This is a genomic window from Gemmatimonadota bacterium (genome assembly GCA_026705765.1).
Taxonomy (GTDB): domain Bacteria; phylum Latescibacterota; class UBA2968; order UBA2968; family UBA2968; genus VXRD01.
Map to the genome: position 1 here is coordinate 49,060 of JAPPAB010000158.1, position 24,075 is coordinate 73,134.

A 24,075-nucleotide genomic window follows, 5' to 3' on the forward strand; every position below is an offset into this window, starting at 1 on the left:
AATTAGTATGAATATCCTGGATTGACCATGTTGTGATTGGTAATTAGACAAGAGCCAGGTCCTCTTGCCATACTGGTGGTCTGACGAGGGGCAGGTTGTTTTGTTCGCACCAGGGCTTGAGCGGGGTTTCGCCGCCGCTGGTTTGATATTCTTCTGTTTTGACGAATGTTTCGCCAAGTAGATACTGGCCCAATGGATCGAGTTTGTCCAATAGCGATTGGGGTTGTACGCGGTAATCTATGGGCGCGAGCCATCTGTAGCCATATCCGAACATGATGACTTTGCGGGTTTCGTCAGATAGGTTGACACCACCAGCGTGATAGGTTCGGTTTTCAAAGATGAGACAGTCTCCAGGTTCGAGATGTGGTTCGAATGCGCCTTCTGGATCGCCATTGGGAGGAATGTCGAGGGGTTCTCGCAACAGGTTGCTTCCGGGCACGACGAGGGTGGCGCCCGCATTGGATTCGGTGAGGTCCGTGAGATAATAAGCGCATTTGAGCATGCCCCGGGGAGCCGCGTGCTGGAGGTCGTTGTTGAGGCGACCGTAATCGCGATGCCAGTTTGGCGCTCGGGCAAAATCGGGCGTGCCAGGCGGGTCGGGGTGTTTGTAAATCAAGTGTGAGGTGGTGAGGTGAAGATACGCGCCGAGAAATTGCACGACCATGGGGAAGATTGTAGGATGTGTGAGGAGTGGCAGAAAGGCGTCGCCTAAGGCGATGCAGTTGCGAAAGCCATCGTAATATCCATTCTCGCGCGTTTGTCGATTTGTTTTTATGTCGCTGTCGATGAGTCGGTCGCATATTTTGAGCAAGTGTGCGACTGTTTTTTGATCGAGTGCCCGGCGCACGATCAAACAGCCATTTTCATCAAATTCCCGGATGGTTTCTTTGGGGAGGATATTCCAATTTGGGGTGAGCATTTTTGGGTCCTTTTCGATCAGGTTTCAGGTAAGCTGCGATCTGATTAGTTGCATAATTGCTTACACTTCTGTTTGATTTAGCCAATATTCCACGGGTGTTGAAAGAAACCGTTCGAGAGAAATCCCGCCCGGACCGACGATTAACATGCGACCTGGTTTGAAAGATTTGGAGAAAGATTCCAGGCCGGGGAGCGAAGTAGTTGTGCGTCCGCTTTTTACTTCTATTGCCACGAGTTTCTTTCCTTTTCGCAAGACAAAATCTACTTCGCGGTTGCGCTCCCGCCAATAAAACACTTCACACGTACCGCCAGCGGATGCGTTGACCAGGTGTGCGCCCACTGCGGACTCTGTCAAGCGTCCCCAAAATTCGCGGTCTGCAAAGGCTTCTGATTGCGTCATGTCAGACAGTGCGGTTATTAGCGCGGTGTTGAAGACTTGAAACTTGGGGCTTGATCCCCGTCGCCGCGCTGTGTCACCCGCGTATTTATGCAACCCGGTGAGTACGCCAGCACCTGCAAGCAGGTCGAGGTAGTGGGCAAGTGTGGTTGTGTTCCCGGCATCCTGAAGTTGGCCTATCATTTTTGTGTAGGAAAGTATTTGTCCTGAATAGGCACAACCCAGTTCAAATAGTCGCCGAAGCAGTGCCGGTTTGTCAACGCGGGAAAGCAAAAGCACGTCGCGCGCGACGGTTGTTTCAATGAGAGAATCTATGATGTAGCGCGACCAGCGGAGCGGTTGTTCTATCAATGGTGCAGCACCTGGATAGGCACCGTAAAAAAGATATTGGTTCAGATCCCATCCGAAGGCCTCCCGCATTTCGGAAAAGCTCCAATGCGGCATGTGCAGGATTTCAAAACGTCCCGCAAGGCTTTCTGTCAGTCCATGCCCGATTAAAAGCGGGGCAGAGCCAAGTAATACTGTTTTTACCAATGTTTTTTTGCGGGTGTCTTCATCCCAAAGATACTTGACCATTTCAGCCCAATGCGGAACTTTCTGTACTTCATCCAATACGAGTAAGGCGCCTTTTTCTGAACTGGCGGCAAGCAATCGCGCCTCTTCCCATTGGGATTCAAGCCATCCATTGCCGCGAAGTGTCGGTTCATCTGCACTGGCAAAGTGATATGGCAGTTTGCTCTGGTCAGCGACTTGCAATGCAAGGGTTGTTTTGCCGACCTGCCTCGCTCCCGATACGACCTGAATGAATCGCCGGGGTTCTTTCAACCGCCGCGCTAACTCCGCAGCTTGAGGTCTGATGAATATTTCGTTGCTCATAGTATTGAGTAATTTTACTCAATGTATTGAGTAAAATGTAAAGTTGTGTGGTAAGGATTTATCCGCAGATGAACGCAGATGGGCACAGATAAAACCCTTATGAAATAGATGGTTAGGTATCTTTAGTAACGAATGCATGACAAATCATTTGGATATTGATCTATCCTGCTATAGCTTGCATCTCGACCCCGTTTCACGACCTCCCAATCCTTATCTGTCGCTGGCTGGACTGGACCATTTTATTTTTGGAAGCAATTTTTAATGGTTCTGAGTATTTAAGAATGTATTTGAGTTTTCGCAAATTTCTGCTTTCCAACTCTTTTTTTGTAAACAGTACAAAAAATACTATAAATTCGTCACAGTCGATATATCCCGTGACTTCTTGACAAGGTAACTGATCCGAAGTCACTACTCTAATATATGTATTTCTATTATCGGTTCTTTTAGGTGAACGCCGTTCGTTTATACATAAATTTGTATACAGGGCCTCCATGCCTTTATTTTGCATTTCAACAAGTTCGTCGATACATGAAGCTTTTTCGTCTTTATGCCAAAAATATAGATACATCCATTCTAAATTTTCTTGAGCTTTTTTTAAATCCAAGCCTCGTTGGTAAAGACAAGCGAGGAAGCCTGTTTGTCTATTATTATCGATTACCCAACCAAAGGGGGCAGGTAATAATATGGAATTCTTACCTGAATACGGGATTGCTATCAAGCCTTGATTATTTTGTAAATCTTCGAAGTTTAACACATCGAGCTCGATCTTCTCAGGCCCATAATGGGCTCGCTTGATTGCTGCTTCCGAATATCCTTTTTGAGTTATTAATAGCCCCTGATTAGCACCTATGTCTCCTATCATTGAGATGAACGACTCAACACATTTAATATCTACTTTTCGCGAGAAATACTTTGCATCCACCGCAATCTTGATTGGAAATCCTGCAACCTCATCTTCGATTAGCATATCTACTTGGCGTTCTTTTTTTGAATAGTGGCCTATAATTTTCGCATCGTAAGTAATTTTCGCTTCAGGGTACATCTGCGCGAAATATTGATATACTTCTTTTTCGTAGTCTTTCCAATTCATTTTGTATGTCCTATAATCAAGATTACGAACAATTTTTGGAAATTGTAATTTTTACCATCGGTAGCAGTTGTTCGGAATTTCCGAATAACTGAATCTCGCTGTAATTCGCTGTAATCAAAGATGTTTTTCAGATTTATTATCCGCAGATGGGCGCAGATTAAACACCAGCCTTTTGTATTCCAGTCTCGCAGCACCAAAATTGATGAGCAGAGCTTTGTTCAAGCCTGATGCCTTGAGGTAATGAATAACTTGAGCCTCTTCAACACCGGACAATTTTTGCAAAGCCTTTAATTCGACGATCACAGAATTAAAACAAAGAAAATCCACTTGATAATAGGATTTCAGCACCTGCCCCTTATAACATATTTCCAACTTCTTTTCCCGAACATAAGGCACCCCCCGCAACAAAAACTCCTGCTCTAATGCTTCCTGATAAATCGCCTCAAGAAAACCACACCCCAACTCATTATGCACCGCCATAGCAGCCCCTATAACCGCATAAGTCTTCTCATCTCTCCTACTATCAGCCCTTCTCTGTTTTCTGTTTAAATTCCTCGCCTTCATCTATAATCCTTTCGATCTTGCCTTTCATCTGCGTTAATCTGCGTAATCTGCGGATCATTTGGGTTTTCTTCTGTGGATCCCTTATTCCTTCAACGTCAGCATCACGCGTCGCACATCCATCACCTGTGAATGAGGTACGTCAAGGGCGCGCAAGGTCAAGGTTCCTCTGCCTGCATCCAGATGGATCGTACCCAGTGTCAATGGCTCGAAATCCTTTACATAGGACTCGCCGCCGCGGGGATAGCGGTCATCTGCTGCGCCGATTAGCGGTGGGTCGTGTGCGTCGGTTACCTGTCCTTGTACTTTTGTTGCCTGGCCGTGCGCGGGGTGAAATACCAGCTCGACGGTTGATCCCACATCTTCTTCAGGGCATGTATAATAAACCGCTGCTTCATAGTCGCCCGTTGTGCCGACTTCGATATCCCAGGTCATCCGATCGCCCACCTGGGTCCAGTGCGTGAAATAAGAGCAGTTGGGCGCGCCAGCACTGCGCTGGACTGTGCCGTGATGCACCCCGTCTCGTGCAGGCAGGCGGGTCGTTTTCCAGTAGCCCGTGGCAAAGGGACGGTCGTCGTTGACGGGCAAGACTTCAGCGTGATATTTTGCTACTGCATCTGACAATTCCGCGTGAACATCGGGATATTCTCCGGACACATCTGTTGTCTGTCCACCATCGGCGGCCATATCGTATAACTTGCCTTCTATGTCCAATCGGAAGCGCTGATTGCGTGCGCTCAATTGCGCCCGCTGGTGTGATAGAATGATGCGGTCAGCCCATTCGGGATCTTCGCCCAATAGCAGGGGTTTGAGGCTGCGGCCATCCAGCGGTTTTTCAACTTCCAGGTCGATATCCGCGAGGTCTGCAAATGTGGGCAATAGATCAATCGCTCCGGCGATTTCTTCAATGACTGTACCTGCTTGAATATGCCCCTTCCAGCGCATCAAGCCCGCCACGCGCACGCCGCCTTCATCTGTTGATCCTTTTGTGCCTTTCATCCCGCCATTCCAGCGCGCGCCATTGGGCCCATTGTCTCCAAAATAAAACACAATGGTATCTTCCGCGATTCCCAATTCGTCGAGTTTGTCCAGTAAGCGTCCCACATTCCAATCGATATTTTCACACAGGGCGAGTGCCGCCCGCGTGCGCACTATCTCTTCCTGGTCGGGATTGGTCGCCCGCATCTCAATCGGTTTATCGCGGAATGGCTCGTAAAACTCGTCGGGCACCTGAAATGGCGTGTGTGGGATATTGTAGGGGAGATAACAGAAGAACGGTTGACCGCGTTCGACATTTGCTGTCATAAAATCCATGGCGCGATCTGTACACTCATCGGGTAAGTACCCCTTTCCGCGCGTGAGTTCGCCATTGTGCTCGAGTTCGGCATCAAAATATTGTCCCCAGTGTCCGGAACAGAACCCAAAAAACTCATCAAATCCCCGCGCGTTTGGATGATAGGGGTGTTGCGTGCCATTGTGCCACTTGCCATAAGCACCCGTGGCATATCCAGCGGCTTTGAAGACATCGGCAATGGTGGTTTCATCGAGGTTTAGTCGCTCGGCACCCGTGCTCACGCCGTGGACTCCGCCGCGCAGATGATAGCGCCCCGTCAAAAACTCTGCTCGCGTGGGCGCACATACCGGGCAGACGTAAAATCGGTCGAATAGCGCGCCATCTCGTGCGAGAGAATCCACATTGGGCGTGTTGAGATTTGTGTTGCCGTGTACACTCAAATCACCCCAACCCTGATCGTCGGTCAAGATCACGAGAATATTTGGTCTGGTCATTATATCTCCTTTTTTATTTCATCATATTCCGGATTTACACACTTATCTCCCCACTGTTTCAGCACTGGCCGCAAGCCGATTGCGGGTTCGGGATATTGGCCTTTGTCATCGGTCTGGGAAATCCACTGTGTCAGAATATCGCGGTGGTGTTGCAAGGCTTCGGCATGGTCTGGATCATCTACGAGATTATTCACTTCTTCGGGATCGGCGTCACAATCGTAAAACTCTTCTGCGATGCGTTCCTCTGCCCAGAAAAATGCCTGTTCGGGCGTCAGTTCGCCGTTGGCGTGCATGGTCCGAATCAGTTCCATATAATCCGATCCATCGCGGTACTGCGCCTGCATAAAAGGGCGATCTGTCATAAAGTTTCGCACGTAGCGATACCGCTGGGTGCGCACTGTGCGCATGCGATCTATTGTGAAATCACAGCGGTCTTTTGCGGCTATTACGTAGTCCCGCTCAACAAAGCCTGTGCTGACATGGGGTAAGTCAGTACGTTCGCCAAACAGATTTTGGCCTTCCATGTAATCGGGCACATCGAGGCCTGCGAGCGCGAGTGAGGTGGGACCGATGTCAATGCCACTGATGAGGTCGGAGCGCACGCTGCCAGGATTTACGATATCTGTATTGCCCTGCCAGGAAATGATCAATGGGATTTTGTGACCACCTTCGTAAATAAATTGCTTGTGCCGCGGCAACCGCATGCCGTGATCGCTGAAGAAAAAAATGATCGTGTTTTCGCGCAATCCATCTTCTTGCAGTCGCTCCAGAATCCATCCCACTTGTCTATCTGTGTGCGAGATACAATCGTAGTGCAGGGCGATTTCTCTGCGGATGATTTCGTGGTCGGGATAGAACGATGGCACGGGTACCGAGGCGGGATTGATGCCCGGTCCTTTGAGCAGGCCGATGCTTTTGCCACCCCGAAGCTGAATTTGTCCGAAGAACGGTTGGTCGTGTGGACAGCCCGACCAATCGCTTCCGTTTTTTGCCCCTTTGAAATCCATGCTCCCGTGGTGGTTAAACAATACATCTGATTCAAAGACAAAATTGTAATGTGTTTTGCCCTCGTTAAATGTGTAATATCCGGCATCTCGAAAATACTCGGGTATTGTCTTTATCCCTTCGGGTAAAAGGGGGTATGAACTGTTGTGGTTGTGCGCGCCAATAGTCGTTTGATACATTCCCGTAATGGTCGCTGAGCGCGAAGGCGAGCACACGCCAGAGGTTTGATAAGCCCGATCAAATTTTACGCCCGATGCAGCGAGCGCGTCTATATTCGGCGTTTGTATGGTCTGGTCGCCGTAACAGCTCATCCACGGGTTCACATCTTCGAGAAAAAGCCAGAGGACATTCGGACGGTGGTTCGACATTTTTTACTCCTTTCGCTTACACTGGCCAGCGCGAATTGCTTGCGCGAAACGCGCCCAGGTTGAGTCGGAGACGATTGGAATGGGATCGACTTTTAGGGAATCTAAATAGGGCGATAGTGAGCGAATGCGATTTTTTGTCAAGGGGTGGGTTGAAGCATAGACGAGACCATCTGGCATATCTCCCGTTATTTTGAGAAGGATTTCAAATGCTTCGACCATTCCTTTTGGATCGATTTTCGCATCCAGGATCATTTTCATGCCCCCGATATCAGCAGAGGACTCGTGGTCTCTTGAAAAACGCAGGGCACCCACCAGAGCGGCTCCGTCAAGCACGTAGTCCAAACCTTCACCACCGCCGGAAATAGCTGCAATAAGTGTGCGAGTAGAAATTTCTCGCAAGACAGCCCGGGTGCCGTGTCTTTGCACGACATGTTGCATCTCGTGTGCGATTACACCGGCGATTTGCTCGGCGGATTTTACGCGCTTTAGAAAGCCGGTTGTAATTGCCATATAGCCGCCGGGAAGCGCGTAGGCATTTACGTGGGCGTTCTTGACGACGTAAATGCGAAATGTATAGGGCAGATTTGTCGGGGCAGTCAAACGGGCGCCGATTTCATCAAAGACCTCGGTATAAATTTCATCCTGGCAGCGGTCTTCTTTGGGTGCGATATACGCGACAACGGATCGGCCAAGTGATTCTTCCCAGGCAACGGGCGCAATGTGTGCGATGCCGTCGATGAATACGGGCAGAATATGGCCGTAGAGCAGCCAGATGATAAACACAATAGAAACGAGAGAAAAACCGACAAGAGGAACCCGGTAACGGCGAAGCCTGGGATTGTGAAAGCCCGAAGCAGGAGCGCGTTCTCGAATGACCTCCAGAATTTGCACGTCGTCTATTACCAGTGCTTGTCCAAAGGTGTCGCTCTTTTCAAACCGGACCAATTCTCCACTGTGAAAGCCCTCGGTTTGACGAAAATTTCCGTAAGCCCAAATTTCAGATGGGCGGTCTGAAAATATTACCTCAAGGCCATTTGCTAAGACTTCTACCTGTACGGTATGGGGCTGCGCTGTTTGCCCATCGTAAAAGTGCGCGTGCCACATGTGTATATCCCGTGCCATAGCTCTAAAACTCAAATTCGAAATCCAGGTAATCGCTCAAGCCTTCGCCCGTTGCTCCGGCGTCTGAAAAATCCTGGGCAATACTGGAAAAATCCGGTGGGTCGGACAAAACGAGATAGTCGCACAAAAATCTGTTGTTGCGAACCGCAACCCAGGGCCATGCCAACCCCAGAGAAATGACGAGTAAAATGAAGTTTCCCACCTTCAACGAGAGAAGGCGGCTACCAACAACAGTCGAGTGAAATGAAGTGCCTTCGAACGTTGTGCAAGACCAGTAGTAGCGCGTCTTGTGTGCCCAGTACCAATACCAGCACAGGCCTAGTGTAAAAGGCGTGAGGAACAAATTTAGCACAAAATACCAGAATAGGGCGCGCCCTGTGCCGAAAAATTTAAAACGCCCTGTGCCAAAACGCACGCTCCTGGTCAGGAATAGGCGAATCTTCGTTTCAAAATAGGGGTAATATAACCCCAGAGTGAATATTGTTTTTAACAGTCCGATATAATAGATTTTGAAAAATGTTTTGCTATTGCCCCTGAAGGAGAAACGAATGCCGCGATAGGAAGTTCGGCTGAGCCTGAAACGCAGGGAACCCACAATGGCCAGTGGCAAAAATACAAAGAGCAGAAGCCCGTAAAACGCGAGCAGAGTGATCCACTCGTGTGTCATATCTTCCCAGAAAAACGAGGGTATTTCCGAAATCAATACGATTGCGAGAATTAAAATAAGGGCTTTAATCCAGCCAATGCAGAGTTCGCCGCCGGTGGTGTGATTTGAGAACCGGCTGTTGTGCAATTCCGTTTGGCTGTGCATATAACGCCGAATTTTTGCCTTGCCCCAAAAATAATATACGCCGAGCGTGAGGAGGGTGAGCAACACATTGATCACAAAAATGCCAAACAAGCTACTCCCATTTCCGTGAAACCTGAGACGGAGGGGATTGTGATCTTCACCCAGTTCAGGCACGTTGAGCGGCTGCCCGGCTGCTGCGAGAATAACGATATAGAGCAAGCCAACGAGTATAATAACTGTGAAAAGGATAGAAACAAGGTAGAAAATGGCACGGAACGTTGCCGAATCGATAAACCAAAAGGGACGAATATCCACACCACTTACAATCTCGCCAGGAGCTACGACTATGTCGCGTTCTCCACCCCATGCATCCGGCACCTGGACCCTGTATTCGCCCGGTAAGACCCTCATTTCGTAAAAACCCTGAGCATTGGTCACAGTACTCGCTTTTACATGCTCTTTGGATGTTGTGAGAGACACTGCAATGGGATCTGTAGCGGTTCCATCTCGATTTTCAACATGTCCCGAAATACGCGCCCATCGCGTTGTATCGGGTTCAAATACCACAAGTGCTTGATTGGAAATTTGCAACGGCGTATCTGAATCAAATACCGTTGATGTCGGTTTTCGGATCTGCAATAACAGCTTTCCGTCAAGTAGTTCGGAAATTCCCAGAACGTGATTACCCGGTAATCCATCCTTTTCTGTCAACACAAGCCACGATTGCCTGTCAAAGCGAACCAGACCGCTTTGTTCTGGGTCTGTTATATCATCATGGTGTACACCAAACCAGAAGGTGCCATCTCGCGCACAAAGTGCTGCTCGCACTTTCCCAATAGGCATGCCGGAAGCCGGGTTGATTACGCGCCATTTATCACCGTCATAAACGGAAATATCATCGCGATTGCCATGCGTACACCAGATGTCGCCATTTTTTCCCACTACAATTCGATACACTTTCTGATAGCTTAAACCGTCTCCCCGGCCATAGTTGTGCCATTGTCCATCTCGATATTGACTCACGCCTCTGTAAGTCGCAGTCCAGAGGTGGCCTTTTTGATCTACGGTCAAGTCGTAAATACGGTCGTTCCTGAGTCCTGCTTCGGTTGTGTGATGAAACCAGCGGTCATTGGAATACTCAAAGATGCCGTAGCCCTCGCTTGATCGGCGTTCATATAGGGGATGAGCACGCATCCAAAATCGACCTTTGCCATCTATAACCGCTGGGGGACTCACAATCAAATTCCACTTTAACTTTGTCTTTGTTGTCTCTCGTATCACACCGTCGTAGCGAGCTGCAATGAGTGAATCGCTGTGATGTCCAAAAAACCACATGGTCCCTGTAGAATCTTGCACCATCGCATCCACAGGCCACCCCACATGGACCTTTGACAACTGACTCTGCCTCAGCACAAAGACATCGTCCTGATGTCCCCACCACATGTTGCCTTCTCTGTCTATGTAAGGCCGTTCACCGGCGGTCAAAAAAGCGGTGCCGGTTAGAAGGCTCCAGCGACCAGCAGCCGTCGTGTCCTGAGGCACTAACGAGACTTCCTGGGCATTGCCGGATGAGATGAATCCCCAAAGGAGAAAAAAATAAACTGTCAACCGAGACAATGATTTCAGATGCATGAAATTTCCGTGTCACAAATTGGAGATTGAGCGATTATTACAAAGGCCAGTTTAATCCGTCCATTGATCTTTGAGCCATTCGGGGGGACCGTATAGCAGTGGTTTTTCGTTCCATGTAAATAGCGGTTCCAGATCTCGCAAAATATCGTCGAGTGCCGCGTGATCGTACGCATCTTGAGTTGGAAAGCGGGTTGTCAAGCGGCTGTGCGAGCTTTTGATGACCTGGCGGCGACGCAGTATTTCGGGATAATTTGTGCCTTTTATTGTCTCGAGCGCGAACAATGGTGCCATGATGCCATATACCCGTTTTGCTTCTTTCAAATCTCCAGCCTCCAGAGCATTCCACAGGCGCACCACGACATCTGTTATGTGACAGCCCGGCATTTGTCCGGCTACGCCGCGCGGATGTTCGAGTAATAAATAGCGGCCACTGGCGCCGCCAAATACGCCTTTCAATTTTGGTCCCGCCTTTTCGATCAATCCCGTAGTCATGTGCGTCGGGGGGAAGGTCTCTTCTTTGACGTATTCTATGTGTTCTACTTCATTGATTAAGCGCACCACTGTGTCGATTGATAACTCGCTGCCCCGCGTGTGATTTTGTATAAAAATTGGCATATCCACTTCTCGGTCTATTCCCCGATAATAGCGGACCATCGCATCTTCGTCTTCGATTGGCTCGATATAAGGGGCCATTGCGATGACACCATCGGCTTCCAATGCCTGCGCGTGACGCGCGAACATTGCCGCGTGATTACCACTTGCTCCCTGAACGCCGAGAATTACTGGAACGCGCCCGGCGATGTGTTCTACGACCATCTGCATACCGTGCAGGCGTTCCTGGTCGGTCAATACGGGAAAACTACTGGCATTTACGGGCCAGACAATTCCGTGCGCGCCGCAGGTGATACAAAAATCCAGCACGCGCTTGAGGTCGCCCCAATCGACATCTCCATTTTGCTTAAACGGCGTTGAGGGAATGGTTAATACCCCGCGAAATGTATCGGAACTCATGGTGTCTCCTTTTTTAGAACGTTATCATAAAATATATCTACCTGGAGAAAATAATCTATGAAGTCTCATCACCAAAGAAAAATATTATCAACTTTCAGCAAGGGATTACACTGTTTTGACGTAAAATTTGGTTGCTTATTCCAAATTTTGGCGTAAATTATGGAATATAAGTCCAGATTTTACGCCAAAAGGGGATATAACGTACAAAATGAACACAATCCAAAAGCCCCCCGATGCTGTAATCATCGAGGGGCTTTTTTAATTGTTGCGAAGGATATAGAGTCTCAATTCATTTGGCGGTGGGATTTTTTCTCTGGGTCTGTCGCGGTTGCGATCCAGTGTTTCCCAGCGCAAGACGTATTGCTCGTCGGGGCGTGTTCCCTTGCCGCGAGCACCGCGCAGGTTGACAGTCATGCCCGGATAATCAGATGTTATTCGTTCTAATTCTTCGGGTATCTCGCTATCGGGTGGTGGGTATGTCCCGATCACTTGCAGGGTTTGGGGGTGCAATTTCCAGATTCCCTGGCCTTCTTTGATATGCCAGTAACTCATACTCAGGCCCCCATCGGCCTCTGACTCGACGCCACCCAATCGAATTTCTGCACCGATAGAGCCGCCGCCCCCAAACTCCCACCGATAGGTCCAATCACTCACTTTGTAAAATACCCACTCGCCATTTTCCAAACGCGCACAATAGGCTTGTGTGTATCCATTTTCGTCGTGTTTGTGATAGCTGATCACGGCGCGTTTCTGATCGTCAAAACCCAGTGATTGCGTCATATTGATCAATCCACCTCCTGGGGGCACGGGATCGACAGTGGCTCCGCTTTCTATTGTAATTGGCAAAGTTAGTGCTTTGCCACCACCTGTTTCCCAGGATAGGAGGTCTGGACTGCGTGCATAAGAAATATTGTGATTGGTCGCACAATCGGGTGTATCGCGCCAGATCCAGACCATGTGATAAATCCCGTCTGGTCCTTTTTCGGGCATGCGTGCATACGCATTCATGCGGTCGAGCCCATCGAGCAATGGCGTATTGTGCATCCGGTGCCATGTTTTTGTCTGGACATCATACACATTGTAAAAATCGACGCCATTGCCGCTACTACCGTCTCGATATCGAAAAATCAATTCATTATTTGGGCCGCGCATAAACACGGGGTAGGTACAGCGATCCTCATTTTTGCCGACCATAAAGTCTATGCGTTCAAAACTCGTGACATCAAGTGGGCGCGTTGTGCGAAAATAAATCAAGGGATCCACATGCATATTGCCGCACAAATGAATATGGCCATCGTCGTCGATGGCCATGGTCAGTGAATTGTGACTGTCCCATCCGATCTCTGAAGACAGTCGGCCCCGATTCTCCAGCCATATACCTTCGGGGTGTGCAAATATCCATGTTTCTTCATCTATTTTTCGCATTCCAACGGTCATTTTGCGCTCGGCATTGTAAAACGCGATAAATTGCACATCGCCGTGGGTCAATAGATCAAACCCGACGGGGTGACCAGACCAGACCGTTGCGACAAATAGCGAACTGTAAACGGAAAGATTACTGGAACTCATAGTTTATCCTGTAATTCGTTAAAACAAAGAGCGCGTTTTTTGATCAAAGATGTAGTGTTTGGGATTTTCGGGATCGCCATTTTTGTAAACTGAGTAGTGGAGATGTGGGGCTGTTGCGCGTCCTGTCCTGCCGATCTCTCCGATCTTTTCACCGCGTTTGATGTGCATTCCGAGCTTGACATGTGGCTTTCTGTTCAGGTGTCCATACAGAGTTTTCAGGCCATAGCCATGGTCGATAATTACATACCATCCCAAACGGCTGTTGTGGTCAATTTTATCTATTTTCCCATCGGCTGTAGCGATAATAGGCGTGCCCCTGCGACCGGGATAATCGATACCAAAGTGAAATTGTCTGCGCCCGGTGAAGGGGTCTCGACGGTAGCCAAATCCCGATGAGATTCTCGGATTTTCCATCCGTACGGGAGTAATTGAAGGGATGTGCTGACGCATCTGGATGTCTTTGCTGAGCACTGACAAAATCGTATCAAAGCTGGTTTTTAAAAAGTGCGCTTCTCGCAAGAGTTGATCCATATTGGTGCGGTTATCAGCCAGAAGGTCTGAGACATCGTCTGAAACGGCAGTTTCCCATTCTGGCAGTATGGGATCTCCACCACCTACACCTAATTGACGGACTTCGTCACTTGGTTCGGACAGGTCAACCCAGGCGCGCATGATGCGATCTTTTTCCTGTAGCTGGTCCATGTTGTGGCGCATGTTTTCCAATTCTTCTTTTATTAAGACAAATTCGCGTTGGAGTACAGTATTTTCCTCCTTGAGTTCGGCAAGTCTTTCCCTTTTGCCAATTGTGGCAACATAGCCTAGTGAGAGCAATAGGAGCAAGCACAATGTACTTATAATACCGATAAATTTGGGTCGTGAGAGATGGTATTCTTTGATATAACCTTCATTGTGGGAGATAAACATTAAAGTCAGATATTTTTTCATGCAAAAAATCCGGGTAAAGGTGAGCGTGACTTGTCTATGGCTGAGGGAGAATATAGAACTTTCGAACAGTCCATGTAAATCTACATTTAGAAGTGAGCAATATATAACTTTTCGGCCATTTTATCAAGTGCTTGTTCCCCAGTTTTTCAGGAAGGCGAAGGCTTCGTCGCGCACGGCCTGGCGCAGATTGGGAATATCGTCGCAGAAAATACGCACTACTTTGGCCTGTGCTTCAAAATTGTCGATCAGATAATTTTTGAGCAAAGAGACTTCCGGGTCGTCAAAGCTCAGGGGTTCTGATTTTTCTACGGGAATGTGGGCATCGAAAAAGACTTTGAGATCTACTTCGGGACTTTTGTCAAATTGAAGAATGTCGAGGAGTATTTCATTGCCGAAAAGGTTGAGATTGTACTTTGAGGAAAGATGGGCACAAAGGGCCATTTCGAGTTCTCTCCGCTGGTTGGGCGCATCATAGAGGCGGCGAAATACATTTATGAGGTTGTGCGCGTATTCATGCGGAAAGAATATGCGGGCTACTTTGAAGAGTTTGCGTCTTTTGAGACGGCCAATCAGGCTGGTTCGGTAGGAGAACCCGAGTTCGGTGTATTCTTTTTCGAGGCGGTGAAGCAGGTCAGATTCGGTGGCGCGGTCAAAATCATTTTCCGTCAGCGAACAGTTGGGATGCGCCAGGAGGTCCTGTATTCCGCGCTTGAACATGGCATTGGCTGAGCGAACCGCGTGGTGCCAATAAACATTGCGATACATCAGATAACTGGTAAAGATGAGCGCTTCTGTCGCAGATACGCCTTTGTAAGTGATGGCTGGTCGCTGTGTCGCGTGATGGTATGTAATTGAGGACAGGAGGCGGTCTCTGTTCACGCTCTCGCCAAATGGGACACCGCAGTAGCGCGCATCGCGCAGGAGATAGTCGATTTTGTCGGGGTCGAGCGTGCCGCTGAGAATGTGGGCAAGGCGCATATCGCGGTCGGGAATGGTGCGCTGCTGGTAATCGATGACATTTGCAACGCGCTGGGGATCAATACCCACTTTGAGTAGCGCGGCGTGAACTTCTGTACCAGGATCTTCAATGATGTAGCGTCCTCGCGTTTCATGGTCAATAAAAAACATCTGCATTTCTTCGAGCAGATGCGAAAAGGGATAATGACCAATGTCGTGCAACAAACTCGCCGCGAGAAGAACGCGCACATCATCGATATCAATATCAGGAGGGGGCTGGGTTTTGAGCAATTGCTTGAGAAAATGGCCCGCAATGTGAAACACACCCAAAGTGTGCTCAAAACGCGAGTGACGCGCTCCGGGATATACGAGCAAGACGTGCCCGAGTTGCGATATGTCGCGCAGGCGTTGAAATTCTTCGGCATCAACAAGGGGTAAAAAATCGGGCGGTATATGGATATACCCCCAAATGGGATCCCGGATTGCTTTGCCTTCTTCGAGAAAGCGTAAATCGATCATGAGAGGAGTAAGGTAAAAGACGAATCAGCGAATCAACGAATCGAAGCTCGTACTGATTTTGGGGGTAGGGCGGGATTCGTCTATTCGTCTATTCGTCTATTCGTCTATTCGCAGTCCGCGCACAAAAATTGTCACGAGATTTTCGATCATGGCGTCATCGCGTTCTGGTGTATCGGTTTCATTTCTCGCAACAAAACGGCTGATGCAGTATTGCAGCAGTGAAAAGAAGAAGGAGCGAAGCGATTCAGCCGGATCAACCGCGCAAAACTGGCCCTGATCGACACCGGTTTGAATGGCCTGGCGAATGGATCGCATGTGGGGGTTGCTGTAAATTGCGAAAAATTTTTCTCGAAATTTGTGATCTTCAAGTGCGCTGTACATCATCAGGCGTATGAACGTCGAATCTCTGCGATTGCGATTGACAAATGTCTGGGCAAAGTCGCGCAAGAGGTGTTCGATATTGCGCGGGTCCGGCGGCGGGGTTGTGTCTTGATCCCACTGTTCTGAACGTTTTTCAACCGTGTATGTGATAATGGCATTGTAGAGGTCTTCTTTGGTCGCAAAATGCCTGAAGATAATGGCTTCCGAAACATCTGCCGCACGGGCAATGGCGCGCGTGGTGGTACCGGTAAATCCTTTGGTGGCGAAGAGCGTCATTGCCACTTCGATAATTTGGACGCGCCGTTCGGCCTGTGTGAGTCGTTTTCTGGGCATGAGGGACCGGTACTTTTGGGGTGAATGCCTGGATATTGAAAGAATATCATCAGGGGAAGAATGGTTGTCAAGTTGAAAAAAAACGGGAATTTGGCGCGAAATGAGGTGTAAAATCTGCTACTTATCGCATGGGTCTGAAGCCTTGCGAAGGATCGGCTAAGACGGATCTCGGCAGGTGGGTTTGGGAGGAAAGACATTACTTTTGCTTGACACTTTTTGCTCAATATGATAATTTTGCTTTCACACAGGATGTGTCTGGTGTCCGTTAACCCTTGATAGAATCCTCAAGGGCAGGTTCTTTTGCTCCCGTAGCTCAGCTGGATAGAGCAACTGCCTTCTAAGCAGTAGGTCGCAGGTTCGAGCCCTGCCGGGAGTGTTTTGCGTTTTGTGTGGTGGGTGTAGCTCAGTCGGTCAGAGCGCCTGGTTGTGGCCCAGGAGGTCGGGGGTTCAAATCCCCTCACTCACCCCATATTTTTTTTATGCATGTGCTGAAGAGGTTTTATTCAGTATCTCGGGCTTTTAGCTTCTATATACAAGGGGTTAAAAGCCCTGTTTTTATTTTAGGTCGAATAGATGCTCAATTTTTTTCGGCAAAATAAAGCCAAATTTAGTCGCGTTGTTATTCTGGGGCTGGATGGCATGCCATATAGTCTTTTGCAACGTTTGATTGCCGAGGGGATTATGCCCAATTTTCAGCAGTTGATCGCTCATGGGTCTCTGATGTCTATGACGTCGGTGCTGCCTACGGTATCGTCAACTGCCTGGGCATCGATTGCGACGGGTTCCAACCCGGGCAAGCACGGAATTTTTGGATTTATCGACCGCGTCCCCCAAACGTATGAGATGTTTATTCCATCTTCGAGAACGTTGCGGAGCAAGACATGGGTCGATCTGTTTAGCAATATGGGTCAACGAGTTTTTTCTATGGGTGTGCCCACTACTTTTCCCCCTCGCCAGGTCAACGGTATCTTGATTTCGGGCTTTCTGTCACCCGATTTGAAAAGGGCGACCTATCCGCCTGCGATAGCTTCTGAACTGGAATCCATGGGGTATTTGATCGATATTGACGCCTGGCAAGCGCGGAAAAATCGCCAGAAATTTCTCGACGAGCTATTTTGGGCACTCAACCGACGTGCAGACGCTATGTTCAAGTATTATGCCCAGGAATCATGGGATTTGTTTGTGGCACATTTTATGGATACCGATCGGTTGCACCACTTTCTATGGGGGGATGTAGAGAGAGGAGATGCGTCGCATACCGCGTGGTTTAATCAGTTTTACGCGCGTGTAGATGAGATCATTGGAGAACTGGTTTCGCGGTTATACAGCAATACGTTGCTCATGATTGTATCGGATCACGGTTTTTGCACCCTGCAGCGCGAGGTGCATTTGAATTTTTGGCTGCAACAGATGGGGTTGCTGTCTTTTGCATCGCCTGAACCAAAGCAGTTGAGAGACCTGGATCCCCTTACGCGGTGTTATTCATTGTTGCCCGGGCGATTTTACGTGAATCTAAAAGGCAGAGAACGCGAGGGTTGCGTGCAGGCAGGTGCTGAATACGAGCAGGTCCGGCGAGATGTGGCAGATGCGCTGATGGAAATTCGCGATCCCGATGGTGGAGCACCTGTCATTGATCGCGTGTTGATGCGCGAAGAGGCTTTTGCTGGTGAAGACCTCGATGCGGCACCCGATCTTATGGCAGTGCCTGCACAGGGATATGATTTGAAGGGCGGTTTTGAAAAACGCGTTTTGTTTGAATCCAGCCCGGTGAATGGCACGCATACCTTCGATGATGCGCTGTGGTTTGCCAATGCGCCTGGTCTGGCATCTGATGACGCGACGGTGATGGATATTTTGCCTACGATGATGGCTCTGTTGGGGTTGGAAAGTCCCGATGGGGTGGATGGTCGAATCGTGAGGGGTGCTTTGTGATACGCTTTGTTTTTTGCTGTGCAGTTATCTTGATGTGGTCCGATATACACGCGGACGATCACCACACTCTGGATACGAGCGAAGAGGGTATGGAAGTGATTTCTAAAGCTCTGGGGGTAAAGTGCAAGTACTGCCATCCGTCTGTAAATGGGGCTGGTGAACGCGATTACAAAGCACCATCTCCGTTGAAGAAAACAGCGCTTTATATGAAGCATCATTTTGTGGATGGTCTGGTTACGACAGCGGGAAAAACGATTGATTGTGCTTTTTGCCACACGGGCGCGGCGCAGTTTGTGGTGCGCGATACGAGTGCAGCCAAACCTTCGCGGTTGGCGGGTATGTCGCGTGGAGAAATTGTGGCGATGATGAAAGAGATGCAGAGCGCGCTGGGTGTGAAGGCATGCGACTATTGCCATGTGAGAAGGCGCGATGGTCGGCTCGATCCGGTTACGCCCACGCCCAATAAGGTTGTTGCACGCATGATGATGGAGAAATTTACAGATCGCTTATTGGATATTAAGACGGGCAAGCCAGCAACGTGTCAGACTTGTCATGATGGGAAAGCGAAGTTTTTAGGAAGGTGAAAAGTAAGACGTAAAAGGTGAACACAGACTCTTTTATGTCTTGCACCTTTGTGTCTTTGTGTGAGATATATTACATCTCACCTTTCAAATTGACGCAGTTCTTTTTCAAAGTCGCTGAGGTCTTTGAATTGGCGGTACACAGAGGCAAAGCGCACGTAGGCAACATCGTCGAGGCGTTTGAGTTCTGTCATGACCAGTTCGCCAATGTGCTCTTTGGCTTCTATTTCGCGTTCGCCTCTGCTTACGAGTTGATCTTCGATTCGGTCGGCGATTTCCTCGATCTGAGCTGTTGAGATCGGGCGTTTGGTGCAGGAGAGCCGGATTTTGTCTATGAGTTTGTTTTTGTCAAAAATTTCGCGCCTGCCATCGGATTTGATAACGGTGAGAGGGGTGTCTTCGATGTATTCGTAGGTCGTAAATCGACGTTCACACCCCAGGCATTCTCGGCGTCGTCGAATGGCGGTGCCTTCTTTGCTGGACCTGGAGTCAACCACTTTGTCTTCGATCACGCCACAATAAGGACATTTCATGAGATAGGATTCCTTTCTTAAAATCAACATGATATTGTGTGCTGCTCAAATTATAGCACTAAATATAGGGTACTGTCAAGAGAGGAATTGTAAATGTGTGTGAAAATTAATGGCGCGTACAGAAAAAGGGACCCATCATTTCCCGATGCGTCCCTTTTTTGATTTTATATGGTGATTTTTTAGAACGCTTTTCCAAATCCTATGGCAAGGGAAAGCCCACTGAAATCGCCGGGTGAACCCATCGCGTCAATGAATCGGGCCAGGGTGTAGCGGCCTTCGATGGTGAGGGCGAGATTTTTTTTCTCGCCGAAATGGATATTCAGACCAGAAGCGAGATGGCCCCCCAGGGTCAAGGAGGTGCTTGGGAAATCATCGAGGGTAAGGGGAACTGTGAGATTGAGGCTGTTGCGTCTATTGCGAACGATTCTGTCTAAACCCAAATTGTTTCCGTAGTACCCCAGTCGGTGTGAGCGGTGATCCAGCCGGATGATGGGGCCAAAACCAAATCCAATATGGGGATTGATGCGCGATGTGGGCGCAAAGTGGCGTTGGAGGCCGATTGGTATGGTGATCAGGGTGATCCGCGTTGTGCCCGGGGGCATAAGGTCTCCCAGAATAGTGCTGGCTCTGGACAGGCTATAGGTGAGAAATTCTGGACTGGCGGTAAAGCGTGTGTGTGGAGATATTTTGTGGTCGTAATTGATGCGAGATCCAAAGCCACCGCTGGCTGTTGAGAAAAACATCCCGATGTGATTGAGCAATTCCACCGGGTCTGGAAGCGGTGTATATAAGGGAGATAATCTGGCTGGATTACTAAGAACTGATTGACCAGGACCGCCGAGGATGCAAGGGGCATAGGGGCCAGATGGACCTTTGGGCGCTGTAGAGAGCGAATCGGTTGGGAGCGAAATAGTGCCTTCGGGGATGTGGATCGTTATTTTGCCGTTGGAGTTGATGCCAATGGCACCATTGCTTATTGAACCCGACAATTGGGCTTTGGATTTTTTCAGTGAGGATTCAATATGCGGTGCAGACGATGCCGTGACAGGCAAGCAGACGAGCGCGGCGAGCAAAAACAGTCGAATCTGTGACATGATAACCTCCTGAAAGTGTATGACCCCGGCTATTGATTATAGTATGCAAAATCTGTGCCGTAAATTATGTTTTTGAAAGAAATGATATAAATACCTGTTTTTATATTATTTATTATTGTGCTGTGCCATTTGTACAGGAAAGCAAAAGGTGTGTCTTTTTCGCACAGGTGTTGTAAAATTGATACAGTTATGGGGTGGGAATACATAAATAGTCGATATTTACAACTTGACCTGCATAGTAGATTTCTGCATGAATAATTAATTGGCTAAGCAAAAACCAAAGAGGGAACAAGTGAGTCATATATCGCTGGAATTCGAAAATGAAGCCGTCAAGCGCGCGCTTGAGTCGTCCTATTGTCCCGAACCGATTAGAGAGGCTCGGCAGAGACAGGATGAGATACTCTGCGAGTGGCTTCGGAACGGTCCATACAAAATTGCGGATATCGGGTGTGGCAATGGCTATCACGCTGTTCTATTTGCGCCGCACTGTCTTTTGTACCACGGCTTTGAAATATCGTCCGAAATGGCTGAAGACGCACGCGCGCTGTGGAAAAAAGAACGCGTTGACAATGCACAGATATTCATAGGCGATGCCGCCGAGGCAGTGGTTGAGGAGGCGTTTTACGACCTCGTTTTCTGTCTGTATTTTACGCCGGGCAATATCAGAGATAAATCCGATGACCTCAGCCTGTACAGCGACGCCTATCTCGACCGCAATCCGCGGTTTATTCAGACGATTTCGCGTTTTTATCGCGCTCTGAAAATCGGCGGTTCCGCATTTTTCACCATGTACAAGGATGTGCCGAAAACTGAGGCCGCACAAGTCGATTTCTACGAGCATACAGGGCAGCGCGTTGTGACGCCTTTGGGATCGCGATTTGTGGCGACTGCCGAAGGTTTTTGGTCTGCAAGGTGGACGCAAGACAGTATCGCGTCCAATCTCGGTGCGTGTGGCATTGGAGCCGAGGATATCGCGTTTCACGACCTGAACGACATTGCGTGGTTGGTGGAGGTAGATAAGCATTCTCATTTGAAAAAAGGAGTGTATGCATGACAAGGCGAGAGCTTTACGATAAGCAAATAGCAGGTGAGAAGATTCAGCGCTGGCAACGCGAATCGGGTTTACAGGGACAGGAGATCGCCAAGATGGTTGGGATTAGTGCCCCCTATTTCAGCGATATTCGAAAGGGCAAACAGCGCGGGTCAATTCCCGTGTTGGCAAAAATTGCAGATGTGCTGGGCAGAAGTGTCGAAGATTTGTTGACGGATCAAAATACCAGCCAGGAGACAATACAGGTCGCAGAACTGAGAAAAGCATTGCAACCGATATTTAAATCAGAAACCGATGATATTATCGAGGGAATTCAACTCTGGCGGAGCGCACCGCACAATTTCAAGGCTGCGTTTCGATCCTTGCTCGATGTCTGATAAAAAATAAAAGATTTTTTTTAAAGATAGATGAATCAGACCCAGGACGGATCAAGTTGAAGTTTTGGAATCTTTTTTTGTAGTCGGGTCTTAGCCAGATCGTAATTCCGTTGAAGATTCATCCATAACTCAGGTGTCGTGCCCAGTGCTTGAGAAAATAACCAGGCTGTCTCAGGCGTTACGCCCCGTTTGCCACGGATGATCTCATTAACTCTTTGAAGTGGCACTTCAATGTGTTTGGCAAACGCTACCTGGGTTATGCTTGAGGGTTTCAGAAATTCTTCCAAAAGGATTTCACCTGGATGCGTCGGAATGCGATTTTCGGGCAGCATGATTGTCCCCAAAATAGTCTAATGATAGTCCGTCAGCGATACCTGATGTGCAGAATTTTCGGACCATCGAAAAATGATCCTCCATTGCTCGTTGACCCGGATGCTGTAAAATCCCTGAAGATTGCCTTTCAGGGCTTCCAGGCGATTGCCCGGAGGTGTCCGCAAGTCCTGCAGGCGATGTGCGGTTTCAATGACATCCAATTTCCTTAAAGCGGCACGTGCAATATTCGGTGGAAAGCTACGAGCGCGCCGCGTTTGTCTGTTGTGAAATAAATCTTCTGTTGCGGGATCTCCAAATGACTCAATCATGAAATATTCTTCTTTTGAATTTTACACGATTTCACGGTAGTCGTGTAAAATATAGCCAATCCTGATTCCATTATCAATGAAAAATTTATCGGCTTACTTCGAGTACAAACTAAAGCCCGTCGATCACCACCGATTGACGGGCTTTCTTATATTTATGGTAGCGGGGGGGGGATTTGAACCCCCGACCTTTGGGTTATGAGCCCAACGAGCTACCAGGCTGCTCCACCCCGCGCCCCTATGTCCAGATAAGCATAGGAAAAGAACGGGATTTTGGGGTTATTGTCAAGCTATTTTTGCGGTTTGTCGTTTTGCATTTGTATCTCGTCACCGCGTTTTGGCTCGTTCTGGGAAGGCTCTCCGCGTTTGGTAATTTTTACCCGTGTGATGCGTTGTCCAACGACTTCGAGGATTTCAAGAAGCAAATTTCCGTGTTCTAAATTTTCATCTATCTGGGGTACGTGTCCAAGAACGTTGTATATAAATCCACCGAGCGTTTCGTAACCGTTTTGTGGCAGTTCGACGTTGAGCACAATATTGAGGTCTTCGATGTCAATGCGTGCATCTGCTACGAGTATTTTGCCTTCTTCGCGCCATTCAAAAAGCGGTTCTTCATCGTCGTATTCATCTTGAATTTCGCCGACGATTTCTTCGATAATATCTTCCATTGTAATGATGCCAGATGTTCCACCATATTCCCCGACAACAATCGCCATGTGTACTTTTTCGCGCTTAAATTCGGCCATTAAATCGGCGAGTGTTTTATTTTCTGGCACAAAGTATGGCGTACGCATGATCTCCGGGATAGACCACGGCTGATTGGTCGCCAGATTGAGCAAAATATCTTTGACATAGACGACGCCCTTGATGTTGTCGATTCGCTCTTCATAGATGGGAATTCGCGAGTGCCAGGATTGTTGGATCAGTTCGAGAAGCTCATTGGGCGTGGCTGTTACCTCGGCAGAAATTATATCTATGCGCGGGATCATGACCTCTTTGACCGTTGTTTCGTCAAATTCAAAGATGCCCTCGATCATTTCCCTTTCTTCTGCTTCGATTGTGCCTTCTTCTGTTTCCGATTCGACGATATTGCGCAATTCTTCTTCTTTTAGTGCTCTGCTATCGTCTTCGCTCAAGAAGACAGTTTGCGCTTTTTGCAACAGTAGTGTGGGTAGGACAAGAATAGAGTAAAAGGGCAAAAAGCATAACGGCAAAAAGGGTAGCGGACGGTCTGATCCTTCTTCCCTGCGGTAGGGGGGAACAATACTGCGAATGATCAGGGCGATAAATACATAAAGCGCGATGAGCAATGCTGAGCCGGGATACAGCCAGAAACCCGGTTTTAACGTCTGCAAAAGAATGGATAGCAGTGCCAGAGCACCTATAGATATGGTGATTGTCTGACCGAGCAAAACCATTTGTGAGACAAAATCGCGGGAGCGATAGAGCCAGAGGTAGAGTCCTGCGCGTGCTATTTTTTCTTCGTGCAGGCGTTCGAGGGTTGTGCGCGAAACAACAATTGAGCCGAGCCTGGAGAAAGCTGCTGTCAGGACAATAGAAGCGATGGTTATAAAGACTGCTGGCCAAGGATCGTCCAAAAAAATCAC

Annotated in this window: 22 protein-coding genes and 3 tRNA genes; 6 read left to right on the plus strand and 19 right to left on the minus strand. The window is 48.5% G+C overall.

Annotated elements, in window-relative coordinates; translation table 11 throughout:
* Window positions 1-43 precede the first annotated feature (43 nt).
* From OXH16_20205 to OXH16_20265, 13 genes are all read right to left on the minus strand, one after another.
* The gene (locus OXH16_20205; protein MCY3683730.1) at window positions 44-919 is read right to left on the minus strand and encodes a phytanoyl-CoA dioxygenase family protein; all 876 of its coding nucleotides are present in this window, start codon (window positions 917-919) and stop codon (window positions 44-46) included.
* A gap of 60 nt (window positions 920-979) precedes the next feature.
* Window positions 980-2,191, minus strand: coding sequence for an ATP-binding protein (locus tag OXH16_20210; GenBank protein MCY3683731.1), 1,212 nt, complete (start codon window positions 2,189-2,191; stop codon window positions 980-982).
* Between the two features lie 193 nt (window positions 2,192-2,384).
* Window positions 2,385-3,281 carry a restriction endonuclease gene (locus OXH16_20215; protein MCY3683732.1) on the minus strand — a complete coding sequence of 299 codons (897 nt, stop codon included), beginning with the start codon at window positions 3,279-3,281 and terminating at the stop codon, window positions 2,385-2,387.
* A 114-nt stretch (window positions 3,282-3,395) separates the two neighbouring features.
* Window positions 3,396-3,845 (minus strand): GxxExxY protein, encoded by a 450-nt coding sequence (locus tag OXH16_20220; GenBank protein MCY3683733.1) that lies wholly within the window; start codon window positions 3,843-3,845, stop codon window positions 3,396-3,398.
* A gap of 81 nt (window positions 3,846-3,926) precedes the next feature.
* A complete protein-coding gene (locus tag OXH16_20225) occupies window positions 3,927-5,630 on the minus strand; it encodes an arylsulfatase (protein ID MCY3683734.1) in 1,704 nt (567 codons plus the stop codon).
* Complete coding sequence (locus OXH16_20230) at window positions 5,630-7,003, minus strand: sulfatase (GenBank protein MCY3683735.1); 1,374 nt, start codon at window positions 7,001-7,003, stop codon at window positions 5,630-5,632. Before OXH16_20230 ends, OXH16_20225 begins: the two co-directional genes overlap by 1 nt.
* A 3-nt stretch (window positions 7,004-7,006) precedes the next feature.
* Window positions 7,007-8,125, minus strand: coding sequence for a M48 family metallopeptidase (locus tag OXH16_20235; protein ID MCY3683736.1), 1,119 nt, complete (start codon window positions 8,123-8,125; stop codon window positions 7,007-7,009).
* Window positions 8,126-8,129: 4 nt separating this feature from the next.
* Window positions 8,130-10,547: a DUF898 family protein gene (locus tag OXH16_20240; GenBank protein ID MCY3683737.1), complete on the minus strand. Its 2,418-nt coding sequence runs from the start codon at window positions 10,545-10,547 to the stop codon at window positions 8,130-8,132.
* 51 nt (window positions 10,548-10,598) lie between these two features.
* A complete protein-coding gene (locus OXH16_20245) occupies window positions 10,599-11,558 on the minus strand; it encodes a dihydrodipicolinate synthase family protein (protein MCY3683738.1) in 960 nt (319 codons plus the stop codon).
* 258 nt (window positions 11,559-11,816) lie between these two features.
* Window positions 11,817-13,127 (minus strand): BNR repeat-containing protein, encoded by a 1,311-nt coding sequence (locus OXH16_20250; protein MCY3683739.1) that lies wholly within the window; start codon window positions 13,125-13,127, stop codon window positions 11,817-11,819.
* 18 nt (window positions 13,128-13,145) lie between these two features.
* The gene (locus OXH16_20255; protein ID MCY3683740.1) at window positions 13,146-14,072 is read right to left on the minus strand and encodes a peptidoglycan DD-metalloendopeptidase family protein; all 927 of its coding nucleotides are present in this window, start codon (window positions 14,070-14,072) and stop codon (window positions 13,146-13,148) included.
* Window positions 14,073-14,195: 123 nt separating this feature from the next.
* The gene (locus OXH16_20260) at window positions 14,196-15,548 is read right to left on the minus strand and encodes an HD domain-containing protein (protein ID MCY3683741.1); all 1,353 of its coding nucleotides are present in this window, start codon (window positions 15,546-15,548) and stop codon (window positions 14,196-14,198) included.
* A 96-nt stretch (window positions 15,549-15,644) separates the two neighbouring features.
* The gene (locus OXH16_20265; GenBank protein MCY3683742.1) at window positions 15,645-16,262 is read right to left on the minus strand and encodes a TetR/AcrR family transcriptional regulator; all 618 of its coding nucleotides are present in this window, start codon (window positions 16,260-16,262) and stop codon (window positions 15,645-15,647) included.
* Between the two features lie 302 nt (window positions 16,263-16,564).
* Between OXH16_20265 and OXH16_20270 the strand changes: the two genes are divergently transcribed.
* From OXH16_20270 to OXH16_20285, 4 genes are all read left to right on the plus strand, one after another.
* Window positions 16,565-16,638 (plus strand) — tRNA-Arg (locus OXH16_20270).
* Between the two features lie 16 nt (window positions 16,639-16,654).
* A tRNA-His gene (locus tag OXH16_20275) sits at window positions 16,655-16,731 on the plus strand.
* A gap of 104 nt (window positions 16,732-16,835) precedes the next feature.
* Window positions 16,836-18,194 (plus strand): alkaline phosphatase family protein, encoded by a 1,359-nt coding sequence (locus tag OXH16_20280; protein MCY3683743.1) that lies wholly within the window; start codon window positions 16,836-16,838, stop codon window positions 18,192-18,194.
* Window positions 18,191-18,778 (plus strand): hypothetical protein, encoded by a 588-nt coding sequence (locus tag OXH16_20285; protein MCY3683744.1) that lies wholly within the window; start codon window positions 18,191-18,193, stop codon window positions 18,776-18,778. Before OXH16_20280 ends, OXH16_20285 begins: the two co-directional genes overlap by 4 nt.
* 77 nt (window positions 18,779-18,855) lie before the next feature.
* Here the strand turns inward: OXH16_20285 and nrdR are convergent, their stop codons facing one another.
* The gene (nrdR, locus tag OXH16_20290; GenBank protein MCY3683745.1) at window positions 18,856-19,308 is read right to left on the minus strand and encodes a transcriptional regulator NrdR; all 453 of its coding nucleotides are present in this window, start codon (window positions 19,306-19,308) and stop codon (window positions 18,856-18,858) included.
* Window positions 19,309-19,487: 179 nt separating this feature from the next.
* The gene (locus OXH16_20295) at window positions 19,488-20,402 is read right to left on the minus strand and encodes a hypothetical protein (protein ID MCY3683746.1); all 915 of its coding nucleotides are present in this window, start codon (window positions 20,400-20,402) and stop codon (window positions 19,488-19,490) included.
* Window positions 20,403-20,694: 292 nt separating this feature from the next.
* On the opposite strand from OXH16_20295, the gene OXH16_20300 reads away from it, so the two are divergent.
* Window positions 20,695-21,456, plus strand: a complete 762-nt coding sequence (locus OXH16_20300) for a class I SAM-dependent methyltransferase (GenBank protein MCY3683747.1) — start codon at window positions 20,695-20,697, stop codon at window positions 21,454-21,456.
* Window positions 21,453-21,830, plus strand: a complete 378-nt coding sequence (locus tag OXH16_20305) for a helix-turn-helix transcriptional regulator (GenBank protein MCY3683748.1) — start codon at window positions 21,453-21,455, stop codon at window positions 21,828-21,830. Before OXH16_20300 ends, OXH16_20305 begins: the two co-directional genes overlap by 4 nt.
* Window positions 21,831-21,865: 35 nt before the next feature.
* Here the strand turns inward: OXH16_20305 and OXH16_20310 are convergent, their stop codons facing one another.
* From OXH16_20310 to OXH16_20325, 4 genes are all read right to left on the minus strand, one after another.
* Complete coding sequence (locus OXH16_20310) at window positions 21,866-22,162, minus strand: HigA family addiction module antitoxin (protein ID MCY3683749.1); 297 nt, start codon at window positions 22,160-22,162, stop codon at window positions 21,866-21,868.
* Window positions 22,163-22,180: 18 nt separating this feature from the next.
* On the minus strand, window positions 22,181-22,471 hold the full coding sequence (locus tag OXH16_20315) for a type II toxin-antitoxin system RelE/ParE family toxin (GenBank protein MCY3683750.1): 291 nt from the start codon (window positions 22,469-22,471) through the stop codon (window positions 22,181-22,183).
* A 155-nt stretch (window positions 22,472-22,626) separates the two neighbouring features.
* A tRNA-Met gene (locus tag OXH16_20320) sits at window positions 22,627-22,703 on the minus strand.
* Between the two features lie 55 nt (window positions 22,704-22,758).
* Window positions 22,759-24,066, minus strand: coding sequence for a hemolysin family protein (locus OXH16_20325; protein MCY3683751.1), 1,308 nt, complete (start codon window positions 24,064-24,066; stop codon window positions 22,759-22,761).
* Window positions 24,067-24,075 lie beyond the last annotated feature (9 nt).